Here is a 17,136-nt window from a genome sequence, read left to right as displayed (position 1 = left end):
GACGCCGTATGCAAGTGAACAACACGGGTGCGCCGGTGCTGGAAATGCGCGCCATTTGCAAGCGCTTTGCCGGCATCGTCGCGCTCAACGAGGTAGCGCTCACAGTGCGCGCCGGCGAAGTCATGGCGCTGCTGGGCGAAAACGGCGCCGGCAAATCCACCCTGGTGAAAACCCTCACCGGCATTTACCAGCCGGACGGCGGCAGCATCCTGCTGGAAGGCCAGCCGGTGACGTTCCACGGTCCCCAGCAAGCCATGCTGGCCGGGATCACGGCCGTGCACCAGGAAACCGTCATGTTCGACGAGCTGACGGTGGCGGAAAACATATTTGTCGGCCGCCAGCCTTGCACCGGCAAAGCCGGGCGCATCGACTGGAAGCGCATCGAAGACGAAGCGGAAAAGCTGTTTGCGCGGCTCGAAGTGGCGATTCCCGTGCGGGCCCGCGTGCGGGATTTGTCGGTCGCCCAGCGCCATTTCGTGGAAATCGCCCGCGCGCTGTCGCAGGACGCGAAAGTCGTCATCCTCGACGAGCCCACCGCATCGCTGTCGCAGCGGGAAATCGTGGAACTGTACCGCATCATCGGCCAACTGAAGGCGGCCGGTACGGCGATCATCTTCATTTCCCACAAATTCGATGAAATTTTCACGGTGGCGGACCGCTACACGGTGCTGCGCGACGGCCAGTTCGTGGCCGACGGGCTGCTTTCCGACATCTCGGAACCGGAACTGGTGGCCCTGATGGTCGGCCGCGCCGTGCACCAGGCGTATCCAAAAGCCGATGTCACGCCCGGCGCCACCTTGCTGGAAATCGACGGTTTTTGCCACCCGACGGAATTCGACAACGTCAGCTTCCGGCTGCGCAAGGGGGAAATCCTGGGTTTCTACGGTTTGGTGGGCGCGGGCCGTTCGGAAGTCATGCAGGCGCTGTTCGGCCTGACGGCGAACGTGCGCGGCGCGGTGAAGATCGATGGCGTGCCGGTCCGTATCACGTGCCCGGACGACGCGGTCCGCCACGGTATCGCCTACGTGCCGGAAGACCGCCAGCACCACGGCGCGCACCTGTCGCTGCCGATCCTGCACAACATGACGTTGCCGGTATTGAGCCGCCTGGGCTTTTTCCTGCGCAGGAAGCGTCCGCAGGAAGCCACGCTGGCCCGCCATTATGCGGAACAGCTGGAACTGAAGGCGCACCACCTGATGCAAAACGTGTCGGAACTGTCCGGCGGCAACCAGCAAAAGGTAGTGCTGGGCAAGTGGCTTGCCACGCAACCCAAGGTCATCATCCTCGATGAACCGACCAAGGGCATCGATATCGGTTCCAAGGCGGCCGTGCACCGCTTCATCAGCCGGCTGGTGGAACAGGGTTTATCCGTGATCCTCGTGTCGTCCGAATTGCCTGAAGTGCTGGGCCTGTCGGACCGGGTGATCGTGATGCACCACGGCCGCATGGTGCGTGAATTCTCCCGGCAGGAAGCCACGCCGGAATCCGTGGTGGCGGCGGCCTCCGGCCTCGCCGATGCAAAGGAAGCTGCGTAATGAAAAATGTATTGAAACAGCGCGAAGCCATCCTGGCGCTGATGGTCGTGTTGTTGATCGTGCTGGTGGGCTTACGCGCGCCGGTGTTCGTGTCGCCCGCCAGCCTGGGCAACGTGCTGACCGACAGCACCCTCCTGATCATGCTGGCGCTGGCGCAAATGCTGGTGATCGTCACGCGCGGCATTGATTTGTCGGTGGCGTCGACGCTGGCGCTGTGCGGCATGATTGCCGCCATGCTGGCGTCAACGCATCCGGATTTACCGCTGGCGGTCGTGATGCTGGCCGCCACCGTGGCGGGGCTGCTGCTGGGCTTAGTGAACGGCGCGCTGATCGGCTACCTGGATTTGCCGCCCATCGTCGTCACCCTGGGCACGATGAGCGTCTACCGGGGCCTGGTGTTCGTGCTGTCCGGCGGCGCCTGGGTCAATTCGCACCAGATGCCGGCCAATTTCATTGCCTTCCCCCTCGATACCTTGCTGGGTGCGACGCACCTGGTATGGATTGCCGCACTGGTCGTGCTGGCGTGCTGGTACGGCACCCGCCACACGCGCTTTGGCCGCGACCTGTACGCGATCGGCAATGCCCCTGCGTCGGCCCGCTATGTCGGTATCCCGATGGCGCAGCGCCTGTTCTGGACGTATGGCATTTCCGGCATGGTGGCCGGCCTGGCGGGCTACCTGTGGGTGGCGCGCTATGCGGTGGCCTACACGGAAATCGCCTATGGCTTCGAGTTCACCGTGATTGCCGCCTGCGTGATCGGCGGCATCAGCATCGCGGGCGGCGCCGGCACTGTGGCGGGCGCGGTGCTGGGATCGCTGTTCCTCGGCGTGATCGGCAATGCGCTGCCTGTCGTCAAAGTGTCGCCGTTCTGGCAAAGCGCACTGACGGGCCTCGTCATCCTCGCGGCCGTGCTGATCAATGCACGGGGTAATAAACAAGGCGGACGCCAGATCCTGCCGCTGCACCAGATTCAAACCGGGAGCCACGTTTAATGAATGCACCACTTTCCGCCATCCCGACCGCCGCCGTGCCTCCGTCGCCGGCCGACGCCGCGCAGCACACGTCCCGCTACACGGTGCTGGACAAGGCGCCCACCACGTTGAAATCCGTGCTGGCGCGCCGAGAAGCGCTGCTGGTGCTGATGCTGGCCCTGGTCTTCGCCGTCAATGGCGCATTGCTGCCGGCCTTCCTCGATCCCTACAACCTGGCGGACGGCACCTTCAACTTCAGTGAAAAGGCGCTCTTGGCCTTGCCGATGGCATTGTTGATCATTTGCCGCGAAATCGACATCTCCGTGTCCGGCATCCTGGCGCTGGCGTCCGTCGCCATGGGCCTGGCCATGAATGCGGGCTGGCCGCCGGAAAGCCTGTTGGTGGTCGGGATCGCCACCGGCGCCGCATGCGGCTTCCTGAACGGTTACCTGGTGACGGTCCATGCGCTGCCGTCGATCGTCGTGACGATCGGCGCCGTGTCGCTGTACCGTGGCCTGGCCAGCGTGGTGCTGGGCGACAAGGCATTCACCGGTTACCCGCAAGTCATGATGGACTGGGGCCAGGGGTATTTCTTCGATGTGATTCCCCGTGAATTCGTCGTGCTGCTGGTGTTTGCCGCGCTGTTTGCCTTCATCCTGCACGCCACCACGTGGGGCCGCCGCATGTACGCCATCGGCAACAACCCGGACGCGGCGCGCTTTTCCGGCATTGCCGTGGACCGCTACCGCCTGGCGCTGTTCGTGCTGACGGGCGCCATGGCAGGCATCGCCGCGTGGCTGCTGACGGGCCGTATCGGCAGCACGCGTCCGAATATCGCGATGGGCTGGGAACTGGAAGCCATCACCATGGTGATTCTTGGCGGCGTGGGTATCGCCGGCGGCACCGGCACCATTGCCGGCGTCATGCTGTCGGTGCTGACGCTGGGCGCCCTCACCTATGGGCTGTCGCTGGCCAATGTGCCGGGCATCTACATGACGATCGTCGTGGGCTTGCTGTTACTGGCCACCATCGCCATTCCCCGCCTGCTGGCCGGCAAGAAGGTGGCGAAATGACGGGCTTGAAGGAAGCCACGGCCATCCTCGATATCGGCAAGACCAATGTCAAGCTGGTGTTGCTGGACGCGGAAGGCGCGGTGATCGGCGAAGCGCGGCGGGCCAATACCATCGCCACCGATGGTCCGTATCCGCACCACGATACGGAAGGCATCCGGGGCTGGCTGCTGGCCACCCTGCGCGGCTTTGCATCGCAGGCGCGCATCACGGCCATCGTGCCGGTCACGCACGGCGCCACGGCGGCGCTGGTCGATGACAAGGGCCTGGTGTTGCCGGTGCCCGATTATGAATACGCGCTGCCGGGCGGCGGCGCGCATTACGACGCGGTGCGTCCGGACTTTGCCGCCACGCTGTCGCCGGCCCTGCCGGCCGGCCTGAACCTGGGGCGGCAATTGCACTGGCTGGCCACCGCATATCCGGCGCAATTCGCCCAGGCGCGACACATCCTCATGTATCCGCAATACTGGGCCTGGCTGCTGTCGGGCGTGGCCGCGTCGGAAGTCACGTCGCTGGGCTGCCATACGGATTTGTGGCAACCGGGCCACCGGCAATATTCGGCGCTGGTGGAAAAGATGGGCTGGAAGGGGCAATTCCCCGCCATGCGCAATGCATGGGACATCCTCGGCACGATCAAACCCGCGCTGGCGCGGCAGACCGGCGTGTCCGAAGAATGCGTGATTGTCTGCGGCATCCATGACAGCAATGCTTCGCTGTTGCGGCATTTGCCCGCCGCTGGCGGCGTTGAATCCGGGCCGCGCGCGGTGCTGTCCACCGGCACCTGGGTGATCGCCGCGGCGCTGGGGCGGCCGCTCGATGGTTTGAAGGAAGCAGCGGACATGCTGGCCAACGTCAATGCGCTGGGCGATCCCGTGGCGTGCATGCGCTTCATGGGCGGACGGGAATTCGGCGAGCTGGCCGGCGATGCGCCGGCCGCGTGCACGGCGGACGATATCGCGCGCGTCATCGACCAGGGAACGTTGGCGATTCCCGCGTTTGCCGCCGGCGGGCCGTTTGCCGCGCACACTGGCCGGATCGACGGGCCGCTACCGCAATCGCCGACGGAGCGTTATGCGCTGGCGAGCCTGTACTGCGCACTGATGAGCGACTATTGCCTGGACATGCTGGGGGCGGATACGGGGCCGGTGATCGTGGAAGGCAGCTACACGGGCAATCCGCATTTCGCGCCATTGCTGGCGGCGCTGCGCATGGGCCAGCAGGTGCAGGTATCGTCCGATACCAGCGGCACCACATCGGGCGGATGGATGCTGCGGCACTGGGGCAGCAAGCCCGGCGGCGCCAACACCGTGGCGCCGCCGATAGACTTGCCGGATTTGCACGCCTACCGCGGCCGCTGGCGCGCCGCACTGCCGCGCTAGACACGCGCCCCGGTCCTACGGTGTTTGCGGAAACAGCGTAATGGCAACCGGCTGGTCGCGCTCGACGCGCAGTTTGCCGTTGTCTTCAAACAGTTCTGTCACCTGGATCGAGCTGCGCCGCTGTTCCGGGCCGTCCTTGTCCTTGTCGGGACCGCGGCGGTCGGGATGCGTGAAGTAGAACAGGTAAGCGCGGCCGCCGCTGACCACGACATCCGGATGGCCGCCCTGCACCTGGTCGTCCAGGCCGGACCCGCCACCTTTCAGCAGGTTGCCGTCCTGGCGCTTCCATGACGACAGGTCATCGGACCGGTAGACGCCGAGGCCATCCCACACGTCCGTGATCATCCACCACTTGCCTTTCCACTGGAAGACTTTCGGTCCTTCTCCCGCCTGGTCCGTCACGGCGCGGCCCTTGTCGGTCCACGTCGTCAGGTCGGGGCTGTCGGCATACCAGATCGCCTTCTTGTCGACCTCGTTGTTGTACCACATGCGCCAGCCGCCGCCCGGCAGCTTCACGACGCTGGCGTCGATGACGTTTTTCGAGCCCAGCTTGACTTCGACGGGGTTGCGCCAGTTGCGCATGTCGGTGCTGGTCAAATGCACGATATGGCGCGGATGGTTCCAGTCCGTGAAGATGCCCGGCACCACCGTCAGGTACATGTGATAGACGCCATCGTCCCCCCGCACGACATCCGGCGCCCAGTGCGTCGCATCCTTGCCGCCCATCGTCGGCGGCAGCTCGATGTCGGCCTCGCCGACGTACGACCACGAAGCCCCGCCGTCGGCGGATTCCGCGATGCCGATATGCGTGCCGTGCACCCATGCGATCGGCGCCGGGTCCTTGATGCGAGCACGCCGGTTGGTGTAATACATCCACCAGCGGCCCCGCTGCGCATTCCACACCAGCACCGGATCGGCCGCCCCATCCATGCCCGGGTCGCGGAACAGCGGTTTGTTCGCCACACTGCCGGAAGCCGAGCGCGCGGCATCCGCCACCGGCACGCCAAAGTCCGGCGTCCCGTCAGGGCGCCAACTGATGGCCTGCGCGCGCGTATGCCGGTCGGCATTCTTCAGCGGATCGCCCGCCAGGTCGCGGTAGTTGCGCGCGTGGTAGACCAGGATGTCCGTCTTGCCATCCGGCGTCGTGGTAAAGGCATTGTGGCCCGGTCCATACTGGCTGTTGGCCACGCTGCTGCGCAAGACCGGCTCGGCGGACTTGCGCCACGATGCGGGATTCAGCAAGTCCGCGTCCTGATCGGCGGTCACCATGCCCAGGCAATAATTCGCATCCGTGGCCGATGCCGAATACGTCAGGAACACGCGGCCATGGCTGACCAGCGCGGCCGGCCCCTCGTTGACGTCATGCCCCACCTTTTCCCATGCGTATTCCGGTTTGGACACCAGCACGGCTGGCTGCACGATCGACGTGGGCGTATCCATCTTCGCCAGGTAAATATTCGTTCCCTTTTTGTCGCCGGCGGCGATTTGCGTCCAAGCCAGGTAACGCTGGCCCTTGACGGTAAACGTGGTGGCGTCCAGCGAAAAACTCTCCCAGCCGGTCTTCAGCTGCCCGCGCTCCACCCATTGCCCTTCCAGCGGGTTGGCTGCGCTGTTTTCCAATACGTACAGCCGGATTTCCCATGGCGCTTCCGCCCGTCCCGCCGTGAAATAGATATACCACTTGCCGTCGACGAAATGCATTTCCGGCGCCCAGATATGCGCCCCCATCTCGCCGGTGGCGTGTTTGCGCCATACCACCTGCGCCCTGGCCGTCCCCAGTTCATTGAGTGAGCGCGCGCGGCGCACTTCGATGCGGTCATACTCCGGCACGGTGGCCGTGTAGTAGTAATAACCATCGCTGTGCAGCGACACGTGCGGATCGGCGCGCTGGCGCACCAGGGGATTGGCAAAGGAAACGTCGGATACCGGTTGAACCAACGCCGAAGGGGCTGCGGCCTGTTGCAAGGCGCAGCCCCCGAGGGCTCCGGCTGCCAGCAGCATCGCTGCCATGGCAACCAGCCGGATCCGCCGAACTGATGAGTGCAGGCGGTAATGCATAGATCTCCTTTTCTAGTTTTTAATGGACACACTGAAGAAATAACGTCGGCCGGACCATGCCAGCTCATTCACGCGGAACAGGTCGCCGGCGTCCGTGATCTGCGCCTGGTCCGTCAAGTTCTTGCCTTCCAGCGAGAACGTGATGTTCTTGTTATAGCGCCACTGGATTTTCGCGTCCAGGAAGCCATTCTTTTCCATGAATACCGGATTGCCCGACACGTCGTTGGTACCCGTGAAGAAGCGGTCACGGTAGTTATAGGCGATGCGTGCATTGATCGGGCCCTGGTCATACCACAGCGCCACGTTGTAGCTGTTCTTCGACAGGCCAGGATACGGCAGCACGGTGCCATCCAGGACGTTCAGGCGTTCGGTGCCCGGCGCATACTTGAACGTCATGCGGGTGTAGTTGACGTCGCCGCCAAAACCGCCCAGCCAGCCCGGCAGGAACGTGAACGCGGTGCGCGCGGTCAACTCGATACCCTTGGTGGTGGCGCCCTTGCCATTGATCGGCTGCGTGACGTCGAACAGCGTGCCGTTCTTGAACAAGTCCACGTTCTTCACCAGCACCTTGTCCATGATGTAGCTGCTGATGTCCTTCTTGAACAGGCCCACGCTGACCTGGCTGTCCTGCGACGGGTAGTATTCCAGGCTCAGGTCCGTGTTGGTGGCGCGGAATGGTTTCAAGTCCGGGTTGCCGGCCGTGCAATCGTCGGTGCCGTCGCCGCCGAAGGCCGGGTTGCCGCTGCCGACCGTGCAGGTGGCGTTCGGCGCCAGCAAGTCGATTTTCGGACGGGCCATCACCTTGCCCCAGCCCAGGCGGACCAGGAACAAGTCCGGCACCAGCCACATCATCGCGTTCGCGCTGGGCAGGATGTCCGAGTAGCGGTTGTCCACCGATGCAATCGAATTGGTCACGACATAGTCGGAATAGCCGCCCGACGCCGACGATGCGCGGCGCACCTGCAGGCGGTTCAAGCCGGTGGAAATGTCGCGGGTGCGGGTATAGCGCACGCCGAAGTTACCCTGGATGCCGTAGCCGGCGACTTCGGTATCCCAGTCCGCACGCAGGTAGCCGGACTGGATGCGCTCATCGACGCCAAACGCCGGCACCTGCGGGTACACCTTGCCATCGGTGCCCATCGCCTGGTACAGGTTGCCGTAATTGAAGTGCGAGGTGTCGAAGAATGGCGCGGCGGCCGCGTAGCTTGGCGTCATCCAGTTGGCCGGCAGGTTGCCGACCTTGTCGTAGCCGCTGAAGAAAGTGCCGGGCGACGTGCCGCGGATCTTGTTGATCAGCTCCGCCATGCCGGCCGCGTTGGTGTATTTGGTGGAGAAGTTGGCGTTCAACGCGCTTTGCGTGTCCGCCGCGCGCTGCGCGGAACCCGTGAACAGCGGATCGAAAATCAAGGTCTGATTGACGTTGGCGGTCGGCACCGTGATGTCGTCGGCCGTGCTGGTGAGATTATCGCCATTGCTGACCAGGTAGCCGCCGGCGCCATATTGCTTGGCGGTGGCCTTGCGGCCTTGCGCGCCGAACCACAGCTTGGTAAAGAAAGGGCTATCGAGGCGGTACTTGAAGTCCAGCTTGGCCTGGTCTTCCGTATTCTTCGTGGCCGATGGACGGTATTGCAGTTGTACCTGCGTATAGGAACTGGCGCTGTCCGGAGAATACGCGGAAGGGAAGTCGAAGTGCGGCAAGCCCTGGCTGTCCAGCGTGACTTTCAGGCCCGGCGCATTCTGCGTCAGCACGATATTGTTCGACTGGCTCTGGTAGTCCGATGACGACTTGGCAATCAAGCCTTCCACTTCCCACGCATCCTTGCGGTAATTGAAGCCGCCCGACGCGTAGCGGGATTTCACGTTCAGCCCGAAGTCGCGCGCCGACGTGGAAAATGCGCCCTGCCCGCCCACGCCCGCCACGTTCAGGCAATTGCCGACCGTGTACTGCGTCACATAGTGGTTGTTCACCACCACGCCGGCCGGCGTCGCGGTGGCCGACACCGGCGTGCATGTGCCTGCCGTGGTGGGCACGCCGGTGGCCTGGTTGTAGACCGGCGCGGTTCCCGCGTTCGACAGGCGCGTCGTGGCGCCGAAGTCCGTGCCGAAGTTGCGGTCGTTCAGGCGTTCGTCCTGCGTATTGGCCTGGTAGCTGACGTACGCCGTCAGCGCATTGGAGAATTTGTATTGCGCCGTCAGTTCGGCGGACGAGCGATCATGGTCGCGGGTCCAGATGCCGTAGCGGGGCGTGCCAGGCGAGTAATCGTTCCACTGCGCTTCGCACGCGGTTTTCTGCGCGGCCGGCAGGCCCGCGCAACCGGCCTTGCTGGTGATGCCCGCCAGCGCCGCATCGCGGCTCACGACGGTTTTTTCAGGCGAAAAATCCCAGTCGCGCAGGAAGCGCCACGACGTGTTGCGCGCATAATCGTTTTGCGTGTACACCTTGTCGTAGACAATGTTGGCCATCAGGCCCAGGCGGCCTTCGAGGAATTTGTCGGCCAGCAGCAGGCTGGCGCGCGGCTGCACACCGCCCCGGCTGGTCGCCTGTTCTCCGGAAATCGTGGTGGCAATCGTGGTTTCCTTGAAATCGAGCGGCTTGCGGGTCTTGATGCTGACCGTGCCGCCCACGCCGCCTTCGGTCATGTCGGCCGTGGTGCCCTTGTAGACGTCGATCGACGCGATCAGTTCCGACGCCAGTTCGCGCAATTCCGCGCCGCGGCCCGCCGTGCCGTTGGTGCTCAGCACCGACATGCCATTGATTTCCACGCGGTTCAAGTCCGGTTCCACACCGCGGATCGCCACCTGCGAACCCTCGCCGAAATCGCGCGTCAGCTGCACGCCGGTGATGCGCGACAGCGCCTCACCCACGTTCTTGTCAGGGAATTGATTGATGTCTTCCGCCACCAGCGAATCGGACACGGTGGCGTTGCGGATCTTGCGGTCGATGGCCGACGCGACGGATTTGCGCGTGCCCACCACCATCACGGATTCAACTGGTTTTTCCGCGGCCTTGTCGGCGCCGGCAGGCTTGGCGGCTGCCGTTTCCTGCGCCATTGCCGTGTGCATGGCCAGCAGCGCCGCTGCGGCGGCCAGCGCATGCAGTTTCGCGTTGGGGCGGGAAATCTGGCGGAATTTGTTGCAATTTTCAATCACGTTACGACTCACGATGCTCTCCTCCGAAGATCGGCCGTTGATCGGCCTGTCCTTTGTTTGATCGGCTTTCAGATTGCATTCTAGGTGAGCGCTGCGCGGTTTTCGGTCTGTATTTCCAAAGAATCACAAGGATGATCAAATCGGCCGGACTTGCGCAAATTGAGCAGAAGCCCTTTAACGGCGGGCGCGCTTTGAAATCGCCCTGCCTCGTCCATTGTTGCGTCGCACAATCGGTGTATATTATTTATACCGTTATTTGAAATGCGCATGCGGCATGGACGCCGTCCCGACTGATCAAGCCAGTGCGCGTATGATGATCATTGGCGGGCTTCACGGCCAATCAATTAATTTGGTACAGTGATACCGTTTCAGGTATCAGGAGGCTCCATGCTTCGACACGCCACGCTGCTTCACCCCACCCTCGCCTGCGCCGCCGTGCTGGCATCCATGCCCGCCATCGCCGCGGATCAACCGATGGAAGTGATCGAAGTGACGGCACAGCGCCGCGCGGAACCGGTGCAGCAGGTGCCGATGTCCGTCACCGCGCTCAGTGGCCGCGAACTGGAACGCAGCGGCGTACTCAGCAGCTACGAACTGGACCAGCAAGTGCCGGGTTTGCAGGCGTCGACGTCGAACGGCGTGCAAATGGTGTTTTCGCTGCGCGGCGTGTCGATGTCCGACTTCAACAGCACGGAAGCCAGCCCGATCGGCGTCTACCTCGATGAAGCCTACCTGGGCGCCATCACCACGCACGGCATGGCCTTCTTCGACCTGGACCGGATCGAAGTGCTGAAAGGCCCGCAAGGCACGCTGTACGGCAAGAACACCACGGGCGGCGCCATCAACCTGATCACACGCAGCCCGGCGCTCGATGCGCCGGCGTCCGGCGAAGTGCGGGCAGGTATTGGCGACTATGGCGCCCGGCGCCTGTTCCTGGCCGGCGAAGCCGCGCTGTCGCCGGGCGTCCTGGCGATCCGCGCCGCCTTCGATGCGGACCACGACCACGGTTACATCAAGAACCGTCTCGGCCCCACAATGGCGCAGGCCGACCGCTACGCGGCGCGCGTGACATTGAATGGCCAGTTGGCGCCGTCCACCGATGTCCTGGTCAAGCTGACGCACAGCCGCAGCTCGCCCCGCACCAATCCGCCACGCATGGAAGGCATTTTTGCCGTGCCGGGGCTCGGCAACGTCAGCCTGACGGGATATACCCGCCCGGCCGACATGGATTACCTGGAAACGGCCATCAACAAGGCGGGCCACGCGCTGGTGGAACTGGACCTGGCCAGCGCGCGCCTGCGCCATGCTGCCGGGCCCTACACGTTGACGGCCGTGACGTCGTGGTACCGCACGCGCTACCGGCTGGAGGCCGACGGCGACGGCAGCCCGCAGGCGCTGATCGAGCCGGACTGGCGGTTTGACGGCCATGCGCTGTCGCAGGATATACGCGTCGCATCGAACTGGAACAGCCCGTTCAGCGTGATCGCCGGCGTCTACCTGAACCGCGAACAGCGCGCCATGTTCAATACCTACCGCTTCTTCGATACGGCGCTGCCGCTGGTGCAGCTGCAAGACCCGGCGCTGGCCGCGATGCTCAATGCCTACGGCCTGGTCGACCACAGCATGACGACGCAGACGGCCAGCGCCGCCGCCTACGCCCAGGGCCGCTGGCAAGCCAGCGACAAGCTGGGCTTCGATGCGGGCGTGCGCTACACATCGGACCGCAGCAAGCTGGAATACATCAATATTTCACAGCGCAGTACCGCGGGCGCCCCGGTCGGCAGCTGGATCCCCGGCAACGCCAGCGGCATCGAAGCGGCGTTCCTGCCGCCGGGCCTCGGCGGGCGCTACCTGACCGGGCCGTACACCACGGCGTCCGGCCCGCGCCGCACGGAGCGCGAACATAACTGGTCCGGCAAGCTGGGCGCCGATTACCGCCTGACGCAAAATGCAATGGTGTATGCCAGCCTGTCGAACGGCTTCCGCAGCGGCGCCTTCAATCCGGGCCTCGTGTATTCGCCCGGGACTGTCGTCAAGCAGGGCTATACGCGGCCGGAAACCATCACGGCGCTGGAAGCGGGCATCAAGCAGGAATGGCCTGCGCACAAATTGCGCCTGAACGTGGCGGGCTACGACTACCGCTACCGCAACCAGCAATTCATCAATGTCGTGGGCGCCTCGACCATGCTGCTCAACGCGGGCGAAGCGCATATCCGGGGCATCGAAGCGGACCTGCAATGGCGGCCCTCGGATGCGTGGAAAACCACGGCCGGCGTCAACCTGATGCACACGAAATACACGGAACTGGTGCTGGGCGCGGACCGGCTCGACGGCAATGAACTGATTTCCGCCCCCAAGGCAAGGTTCAATGCCGCCATCGACTACCGCAGCCGCATGGCCTACGGCGGCACGCTGGAACTGGGCCTGGCCGGCAGCGCCCAGGGACGCCAATGGTACAGCGCCTATAACGGGAGGCCCGGCTACCAGCGCATCGGCCAGTCCGGCTACGGCTTGCTCAATGCGCGCGCCAGCCTGTCCGACAGCAGCAACCGGTATACGCTGATAGCGCAGGTCAGCAACGTGCTCGATCGCCAATACGACAGCTATGCCATCAGCCTGGCGGGCTTCGGCTTTGATTACTTCATCCAGGGCGCGCCGAGGCGGGTCAGCCTGAGTCTGCGGGCGGAATATTGATTCCTACGGCGACATCCGCGGCGCACCGGGCTGCGCACCTGGCGGCAGCGTTGGTGCTGCCGCTGCTGCTGGCGCCAATGCCGGCCACGGCAGGCATCACCATCGTCTCCAGCGAAAATGCGCCGTTTGCCTACACGGACAAACATGGCAAGATCGCCGGCGTCAGCGCCGACTTGCTGGCCGAAGCGTTCCTGCGCGCCGACCTGGCGCCGACAGTGGCGATCTACCCCTGGGCCCGCGCCTACATGATGGCCAATACCTTGCCCGATACCTGTGTATTCCCCGTGACACGGCTGCCGGACCGCGAAAACCAGTTCGCGTGGGTCGGCCCCCTGTCCAGCAACAAGTGGGTGCTGTTCGCCCGTGCCGACTTTACGGGCACGATACAACGGCTCAGCGACGCGGCTGGCTATTCCATCGGCGGCCTGATCGACGACGGTCCCTCGGTGTTCCTGAAATCGCAGGGCCTGACCCTGGACCTGACCGGCGATAACCACGCCAATGTGAAAAAACTCGTCAACGGCCGCGTGCAATTGTGGGCCACCGGCATGGCGCGCGGCCAGATCCTGGCCGAGGAAATGGGCGTCAGCGCCATCAAGCCGGTGTACGTGATCAAGGAAGTCGAACACTACATGGCTTGCCAGACCGGCATTTCCACCGGCGTTGTCGCGCAGCTCAACAAGGCGCTCGACACGATGCGCGCCGATGGCACGGCGCGCCGCATTATCGACCGTTACGAGCGCCGGAACGTGCCGGCACGGCCATGAATTCATTGCCTTGGCTGCCTTCTTTATACCTCCGTTCCCCATATATGAGCTTCCCATATATGCATATGCCTATTAAATGGTAACCATATGGCCGTTTATCAGGCAAAAATCCGCCAAATGCCTTAACATATCGGTCATTGTTGTTACCAGCATTAACCCGCACTGTTATTCCAGCCCAGCAGGTTGCCAGGCCCGGTTTCCCGGGGATGGACAGTGCTTGTCATTGAGTCAGGATTGAATACATGAGCAATATGAATGAAGAGCGCGTCTTGAGCGTGCACCACTGGACCGATACCCTGTTTTCGTTCACGACGACGCGCGACCCTGGCCTGCGCTTCTCGAATGGCCACTTCACGATGATCGGCCTGCGCATCGATGGCAAGCCGCTGCTGCGCGCTTACTCGATCGCCAGCGCGAACTATGAAGACCACCTGGAATTCTTCAGCATCAAGGTACCGGGCGGTCCGCTGACGTCGCGCCTGCAACACTTGAAAGTGGGCGATTCCGTCATCGTCGGCCGCAAGCCGACCGGCACGCTGGTGTCCGACTACCTGCTGCCAGGCAAACGCCTGTACATGCTGTCGACAGGTACCGGCCTGGCGCCGTTCCTGTCGATCGTGCGCGATCCGGAAATCTACGACAAGTTCGACCAACTGATCCTCGTGCATGGCACCCGTCAGGTCGATGAACTGGCGTACCACGATTTGCTGGTGGAGCACTTGCCGAACCACGAATTCCTGGGCGAACTGGTCACCAGCAAGCTGCGCTATTACCCGACCGTGACGCGCGAGGAATTCAAGAACACGGGCCGCATCACGGACCTGATCGAGAGCGGCAAGCTGTTCGCCGACCTGGGCGTGCCGGAACTGAACCCGAACGACGACCGCGTCATGATCTGCGGTAGCGCCGACATGCTGCGCGACCTGAAGGAAATGCTGGAAGCGCGCGGTTTCAACGAAGGCAACACGTCGACCCCGGGCGACTTCGTCATCGAGCGCGCATTCGCTGAAAAATAAGCGTTGCCGCATGCGGTAACACTGGACGCCAGCGCCCCGTAACGGCCCTGGCGTTTTTTCTTGTCACAAGGTTCATCGGCTAGCACCCTGCAACCTGTGGCCAAAACGCACTAGCCGCATCCAATGGCGCACAAGGCCCGATCCTGTGCTACAGTGTTCTAACGGTCCACTCTGACCGCAACTTTCTTCCGCAACGCCAGATCGCGTTGCAATGCCGGCCACGGCATCCACTGCGACCCCAATCCCGGCTCGCGCGACTTTCCCCGAATTCCGACCAGAATCGCCTTGCGTTTGCGCGTCAGTGCGCCCGATACGATCCGGTCCGCCGTTTATCTCCTCAGTCCGAACAGGGCTTTGGCCCGCCGCCTGGCGGGTTTTTTTTGCCCGCCACCGGCGCAACCCCGCTCAGTGCGACAGCGCCAGATGCCGGCTGTGCGCAGCCGCCGATGCGGTAGCGTAGCCGCTCCCCTCGCCGCGCAGTCGGAAAGTGCTGACTGCGCGGGCCAGGCCTTGCGCCTGTTCCCGCAAGCTTTCCGCCGCAGCGGCAGCCTGCTCGACCAGCGCGGCATTTTGCTGTGTGATGGCGTCCATTTGCGTGACAGCCCGGTTGACTTCCTGGATGCCCGTGCTTTGTTCCGCACTGGCGTTGGTGATCCCAGCCATGATGCCTTCCAGCTGGCGCACCGCCAGCACGATTTGCGCCATGGTCTTGCCTGCTTCATCGACCATCCGCGCGCCCGCTTCCACCCGTCCGCTGGAGTCGCCGATGAGTTCCTTGATTTCCTTGGCCGCCGCCGCGCTGCGCTGGGCCAGCGACCGCACCTCGGAGGCCACCACGGCGAAGCCCCGGCCCTGTTCGCCGGCACGGGCCGCCTCCACCGCCGCGTTCAGCGCCAGGATGTTGGTCTGGAACGCGATGCCATCGATCACGCTGGTGATGTTGCCAATACGGGTGGAGCTCTCGCGGATGGCGCCCATCGTGCTGATCACCTGGGACACCACGTCGCCCCCTTGCGCGGCAATGGTCGATGCGGTGGCGGCCAGCCGGTTCGCTTCAGTGGCGTCGGTGGCGTTGCGCTGCACCGTGTGCGTCAGCGACTCCATCGAACTGGCCGTCTGTTGCAGCGAACTGGCTTGCGATTCCGTACGCGCCGACAGGTCGGCATTGCCCTTGGCGACTTCACCGGTTGCCACCGCCATTTCATCGGTGCTCTCGTGGATCTTGCCGATCATGCCCGCCAGGTTGCCGTTAATGGTGGCAATGGCTTGCATCAGGATGCCAACTTCATCGTGGTGGGCGACGCTGATCTCTTCCGTCAAATCGCCCTCGGCAATCTTTTCCGCCGCCGACGTGGCGCTGGCCAGGTTGCGCTGGATATAGCGGTAGACCAGTTGCAGGCACAGCAGCGTGCCGCCGACCGACAGCGCCAGCAGGGTAACGGCCAGCGCAAAGGCGGTGCGGGTGTCCTGTTCCGCCTGCGCCACGGCCGCCGCCGTGCGGTTATCGAGCAGCACCAGGAATTCATTGAGCGGCTGCATGATGCGGGCCTTGTTCTGGTGATAGGTCGCATCGTGCATGATGCGCCGCGCCATCTCCATGTCCGGCGCATCCTTGCGGGTAAAGTTGCCTTTGCCATCGTCAAACAAGCCCTTGACGGCGTTCATGGCAATGACTTCGGTTTTCACCAGCCCGTCCGAGTTGGCCTGCGCCTGTTTCAGCTTGGCGAACTCCTGGTCGGTGAATCCGGCCTGCTTCATCAAATCCTGCAAGGCCACGGTCTGGCCGCTCGATGGCGGCACCGGCAAGCCGCCCGCCACAAAGTCCCAGTAAATCCGCTCATAGTGTTCCGGACGGGGCTTCTTGCCGTTGCGGATGTCGAGGATATCCATGTACTGGCGCTCATAGGCGGCATCGCCGGACACCACGTACGTGCGGGCCAGCCGCGTCAAATCGTCGGAACTTTGCCGCAGTTCGTCCGCCAGCAAATAAGACTGGTAGCGCGCCTGGCTGGCGCTGGTGGCGGCGGCTTGTTTATCGGACACGCGCAGCAGCGCCCACAGGGTCAGCGCGGCCAGAACCAGGGCCAGCAGAAAGGTTGCAGTGAAAGCTTGCTTGATGGACAAATGGCGCATGGCGGCCTCCGTCACGATGGTGAACTTACGGGATATCCGTCAATAACAGTAGCTCCACTTTTGATAGTGGTCCAGCACGATACGACTAAACATGCATCCCTGTTGCCTGTTTTTAACGATATTCACCATTTTAATATCCACTATGCGAATTTAAAATTGGATAAATATCCCGCAATGCAGCATCATTACACCTGTCTCCTCCAACTCTCTTAGAATTGGATTCAGCCCGCTACCGAAGCGGGCTTTTTTTTGGTTCTTCACGGATTGCCGGGATGAGCATGCCGTAAACGCAAGAGAGCAGTAAGGAAGAGTTATTGTGTTTGTGCGACCAAACCCAAAAACTAAACCACTGCTCTCATGGCA

At 63.3% G+C, this 17,136-nt stretch carries 11 protein-coding genes; 7 read left to right on the top strand and 4 right to left on the bottom strand.

Going from position 1 to position 17,136, the window contains the following annotated elements; genetic code table 11:
* Positions 1 to 8: 8 nt before the first annotated feature.
* From GJ700_RS31325 to GJ700_RS31310, 4 genes are read left to right on the top strand one after another with little or no spacing between them, the layout of a single operon-like run.
* Positions 9 to 1,535: a sugar ABC transporter ATP-binding protein gene (locus GJ700_RS31325; protein ID WP_154381504.1), complete on the top strand. Its 1,527-nt coding sequence runs from the start codon at positions 9 to 11 to the stop codon at positions 1,533 to 1,535.
* Positions 1,535 to 2,527, top strand: a complete 993-nt coding sequence (locus tag GJ700_RS31320; RefSeq protein WP_154381502.1) for an ABC transporter permease — start codon at positions 1,535 to 1,537, stop codon at positions 2,525 to 2,527. The genes GJ700_RS31325 and GJ700_RS31320 overlap by 1 nt, the downstream gene beginning before the upstream one ends.
* Positions 2,527 to 3,579, top strand: coding sequence for an ABC transporter permease (locus GJ700_RS31315; protein WP_154381500.1), 1,053 nt, complete (start codon positions 2,527 to 2,529; stop codon positions 3,577 to 3,579). The genes GJ700_RS31320 and GJ700_RS31315 overlap by 1 nt, the downstream gene beginning before the upstream one ends.
* The gene (locus GJ700_RS31310) at positions 3,576 to 4,955 is read left to right on the top strand and encodes an FGGY-family carbohydrate kinase (RefSeq protein WP_154381498.1); all 1,380 of its coding nucleotides are present in this window, start codon (positions 3,576 to 3,578) and stop codon (positions 4,953 to 4,955) included. Before GJ700_RS31315 ends, GJ700_RS31310 begins: the two co-directional genes overlap by 4 nt.
* 15 nt (positions 4,956 to 4,970) lie before the next feature.
* On the opposite strand, the gene GJ700_RS31305 is transcribed toward GJ700_RS31310, so the two are convergent.
* Together GJ700_RS31305 and GJ700_RS31300 are read right to left on the bottom strand one after the other, a co-directional pair.
* Entirely contained in the window at positions 4,971 to 6,965 is a 1,995-nt protein-coding gene (locus GJ700_RS31305) for a family 43 glycosylhydrolase (protein WP_154381496.1), read from the bottom strand.
* Positions 6,966 to 7,025: 60 nt separating this feature from the next.
* Positions 7,026 to 10,175, bottom strand: coding sequence for a TonB-dependent receptor (locus GJ700_RS31300; RefSeq protein ID WP_371868216.1), 3,150 nt, complete (start codon positions 10,173 to 10,175; stop codon positions 7,026 to 7,028).
* A 375-nt stretch (positions 10,176 to 10,550) separates the two neighbouring features.
* Here GJ700_RS31300 and GJ700_RS31295 point away from each other — a divergent pair, with 375 nt between their 5' ends.
* The 3 genes from GJ700_RS31295 (at position 10,551) to GJ700_RS31285 (ending at position 14,640) form a co-directional block, all read left to right on the top strand.
* On the top strand, positions 10,551 to 12,857 hold the full coding sequence (locus GJ700_RS31295; protein WP_154381494.1) for a TonB-dependent receptor: 2,307 nt from the start codon (positions 10,551 to 10,553) through the stop codon (positions 12,855 to 12,857).
* Entirely contained in the window at positions 12,854 to 13,624 is a 771-nt protein-coding gene (locus GJ700_RS31290) for a substrate-binding periplasmic protein (RefSeq protein WP_154381492.1), read from the top strand. Before GJ700_RS31295 ends, GJ700_RS31290 begins: the two co-directional genes overlap by 4 nt.
* Positions 13,625 to 13,866: 242 nt before the next feature.
* Positions 13,867 to 14,640: a ferredoxin--NADP reductase gene (locus GJ700_RS31285; RefSeq protein ID WP_154381490.1), complete on the top strand. Its 774-nt coding sequence runs from the start codon at positions 13,867 to 13,869 to the stop codon at positions 14,638 to 14,640.
* A 405-nt stretch (positions 14,641 to 15,045) separates the two neighbouring features.
* Here the strand turns inward: GJ700_RS31285 and GJ700_RS31280 are convergent, their stop codons facing one another.
* Together GJ700_RS31280 and GJ700_RS35770 are read right to left on the bottom strand one after the other, a co-directional pair.
* Positions 15,046 to 16,773, bottom strand: coding sequence for a methyl-accepting chemotaxis protein (locus tag GJ700_RS31280; protein WP_154381488.1), 1,728 nt, complete (start codon positions 16,771 to 16,773; stop codon positions 15,046 to 15,048).
* Positions 16,774 to 16,923: 150 nt separating this feature from the next.
* On the bottom strand, positions 16,924 to 17,136 hold a 213-nt coding region (locus tag GJ700_RS35770; RefSeq protein ID WP_229507350.1), incomplete at its 5' end, for a hypothetical protein.

The organism is Pseudoduganella rivuli (assembly GCF_009674485.1).
GTDB classification, from domain to species: Bacteria; Pseudomonadota; Gammaproteobacteria; order Burkholderiales; family Burkholderiaceae_D; genus Rugamonas; species Rugamonas rivuli_B.
The sequence above is the reverse complement of the archived record's forward strand: the minus strand, read 5'-3'. Positions and strand labels throughout refer to the sequence as shown.

Coding starts and splice junctions, on each gene's coding strand:
- GJ700_RS31305 (WP_154381496.1), bottom strand. CDS start 6,965: ATGGCAGCGATGCTGCTGGCAGCCGGAGCCCTCGGGGGCTGCGCCTTG.
- GJ700_RS31315 (WP_154381500.1), top strand. CDS start 2,527: ATGAATGCACCACTTTCCGCCATCCCGACCGCCGCCGTGCCTCCGTCG.
- GJ700_RS31320 (WP_154381502.1), top strand. CDS start 1,535: ATGAAAAATGTATTGAAACAGCGCGAAGCCATCCTGGCGCTGATGGTC.
- GJ700_RS31325 (WP_154381504.1), top strand. CDS start 9: ATGCAAGTGAACAACACGGGTGCGCCGGTGCTGGAAATGCGCGCCATT.
- GJ700_RS31280 (WP_154381488.1), bottom strand. CDS start 16,773: ATGCGCCATTTGTCCATCAAGCAAGCTTTCACTGCAACCTTTCTGCTG.
- GJ700_RS31295 (WP_154381494.1), top strand. CDS start 10,551: ATGCTTCGACACGCCACGCTGCTTCACCCCACCCTCGCCTGCGCCGCC.
- GJ700_RS31285 (WP_154381490.1), top strand. CDS start 13,867: ATGAGCAATATGAATGAAGAGCGCGTCTTGAGCGTGCACCACTGGACC.
- GJ700_RS31310 (WP_154381498.1), top strand. CDS start 3,576: ATGACGGGCTTGAAGGAAGCCACGGCCATCCTCGATATCGGCAAGACC.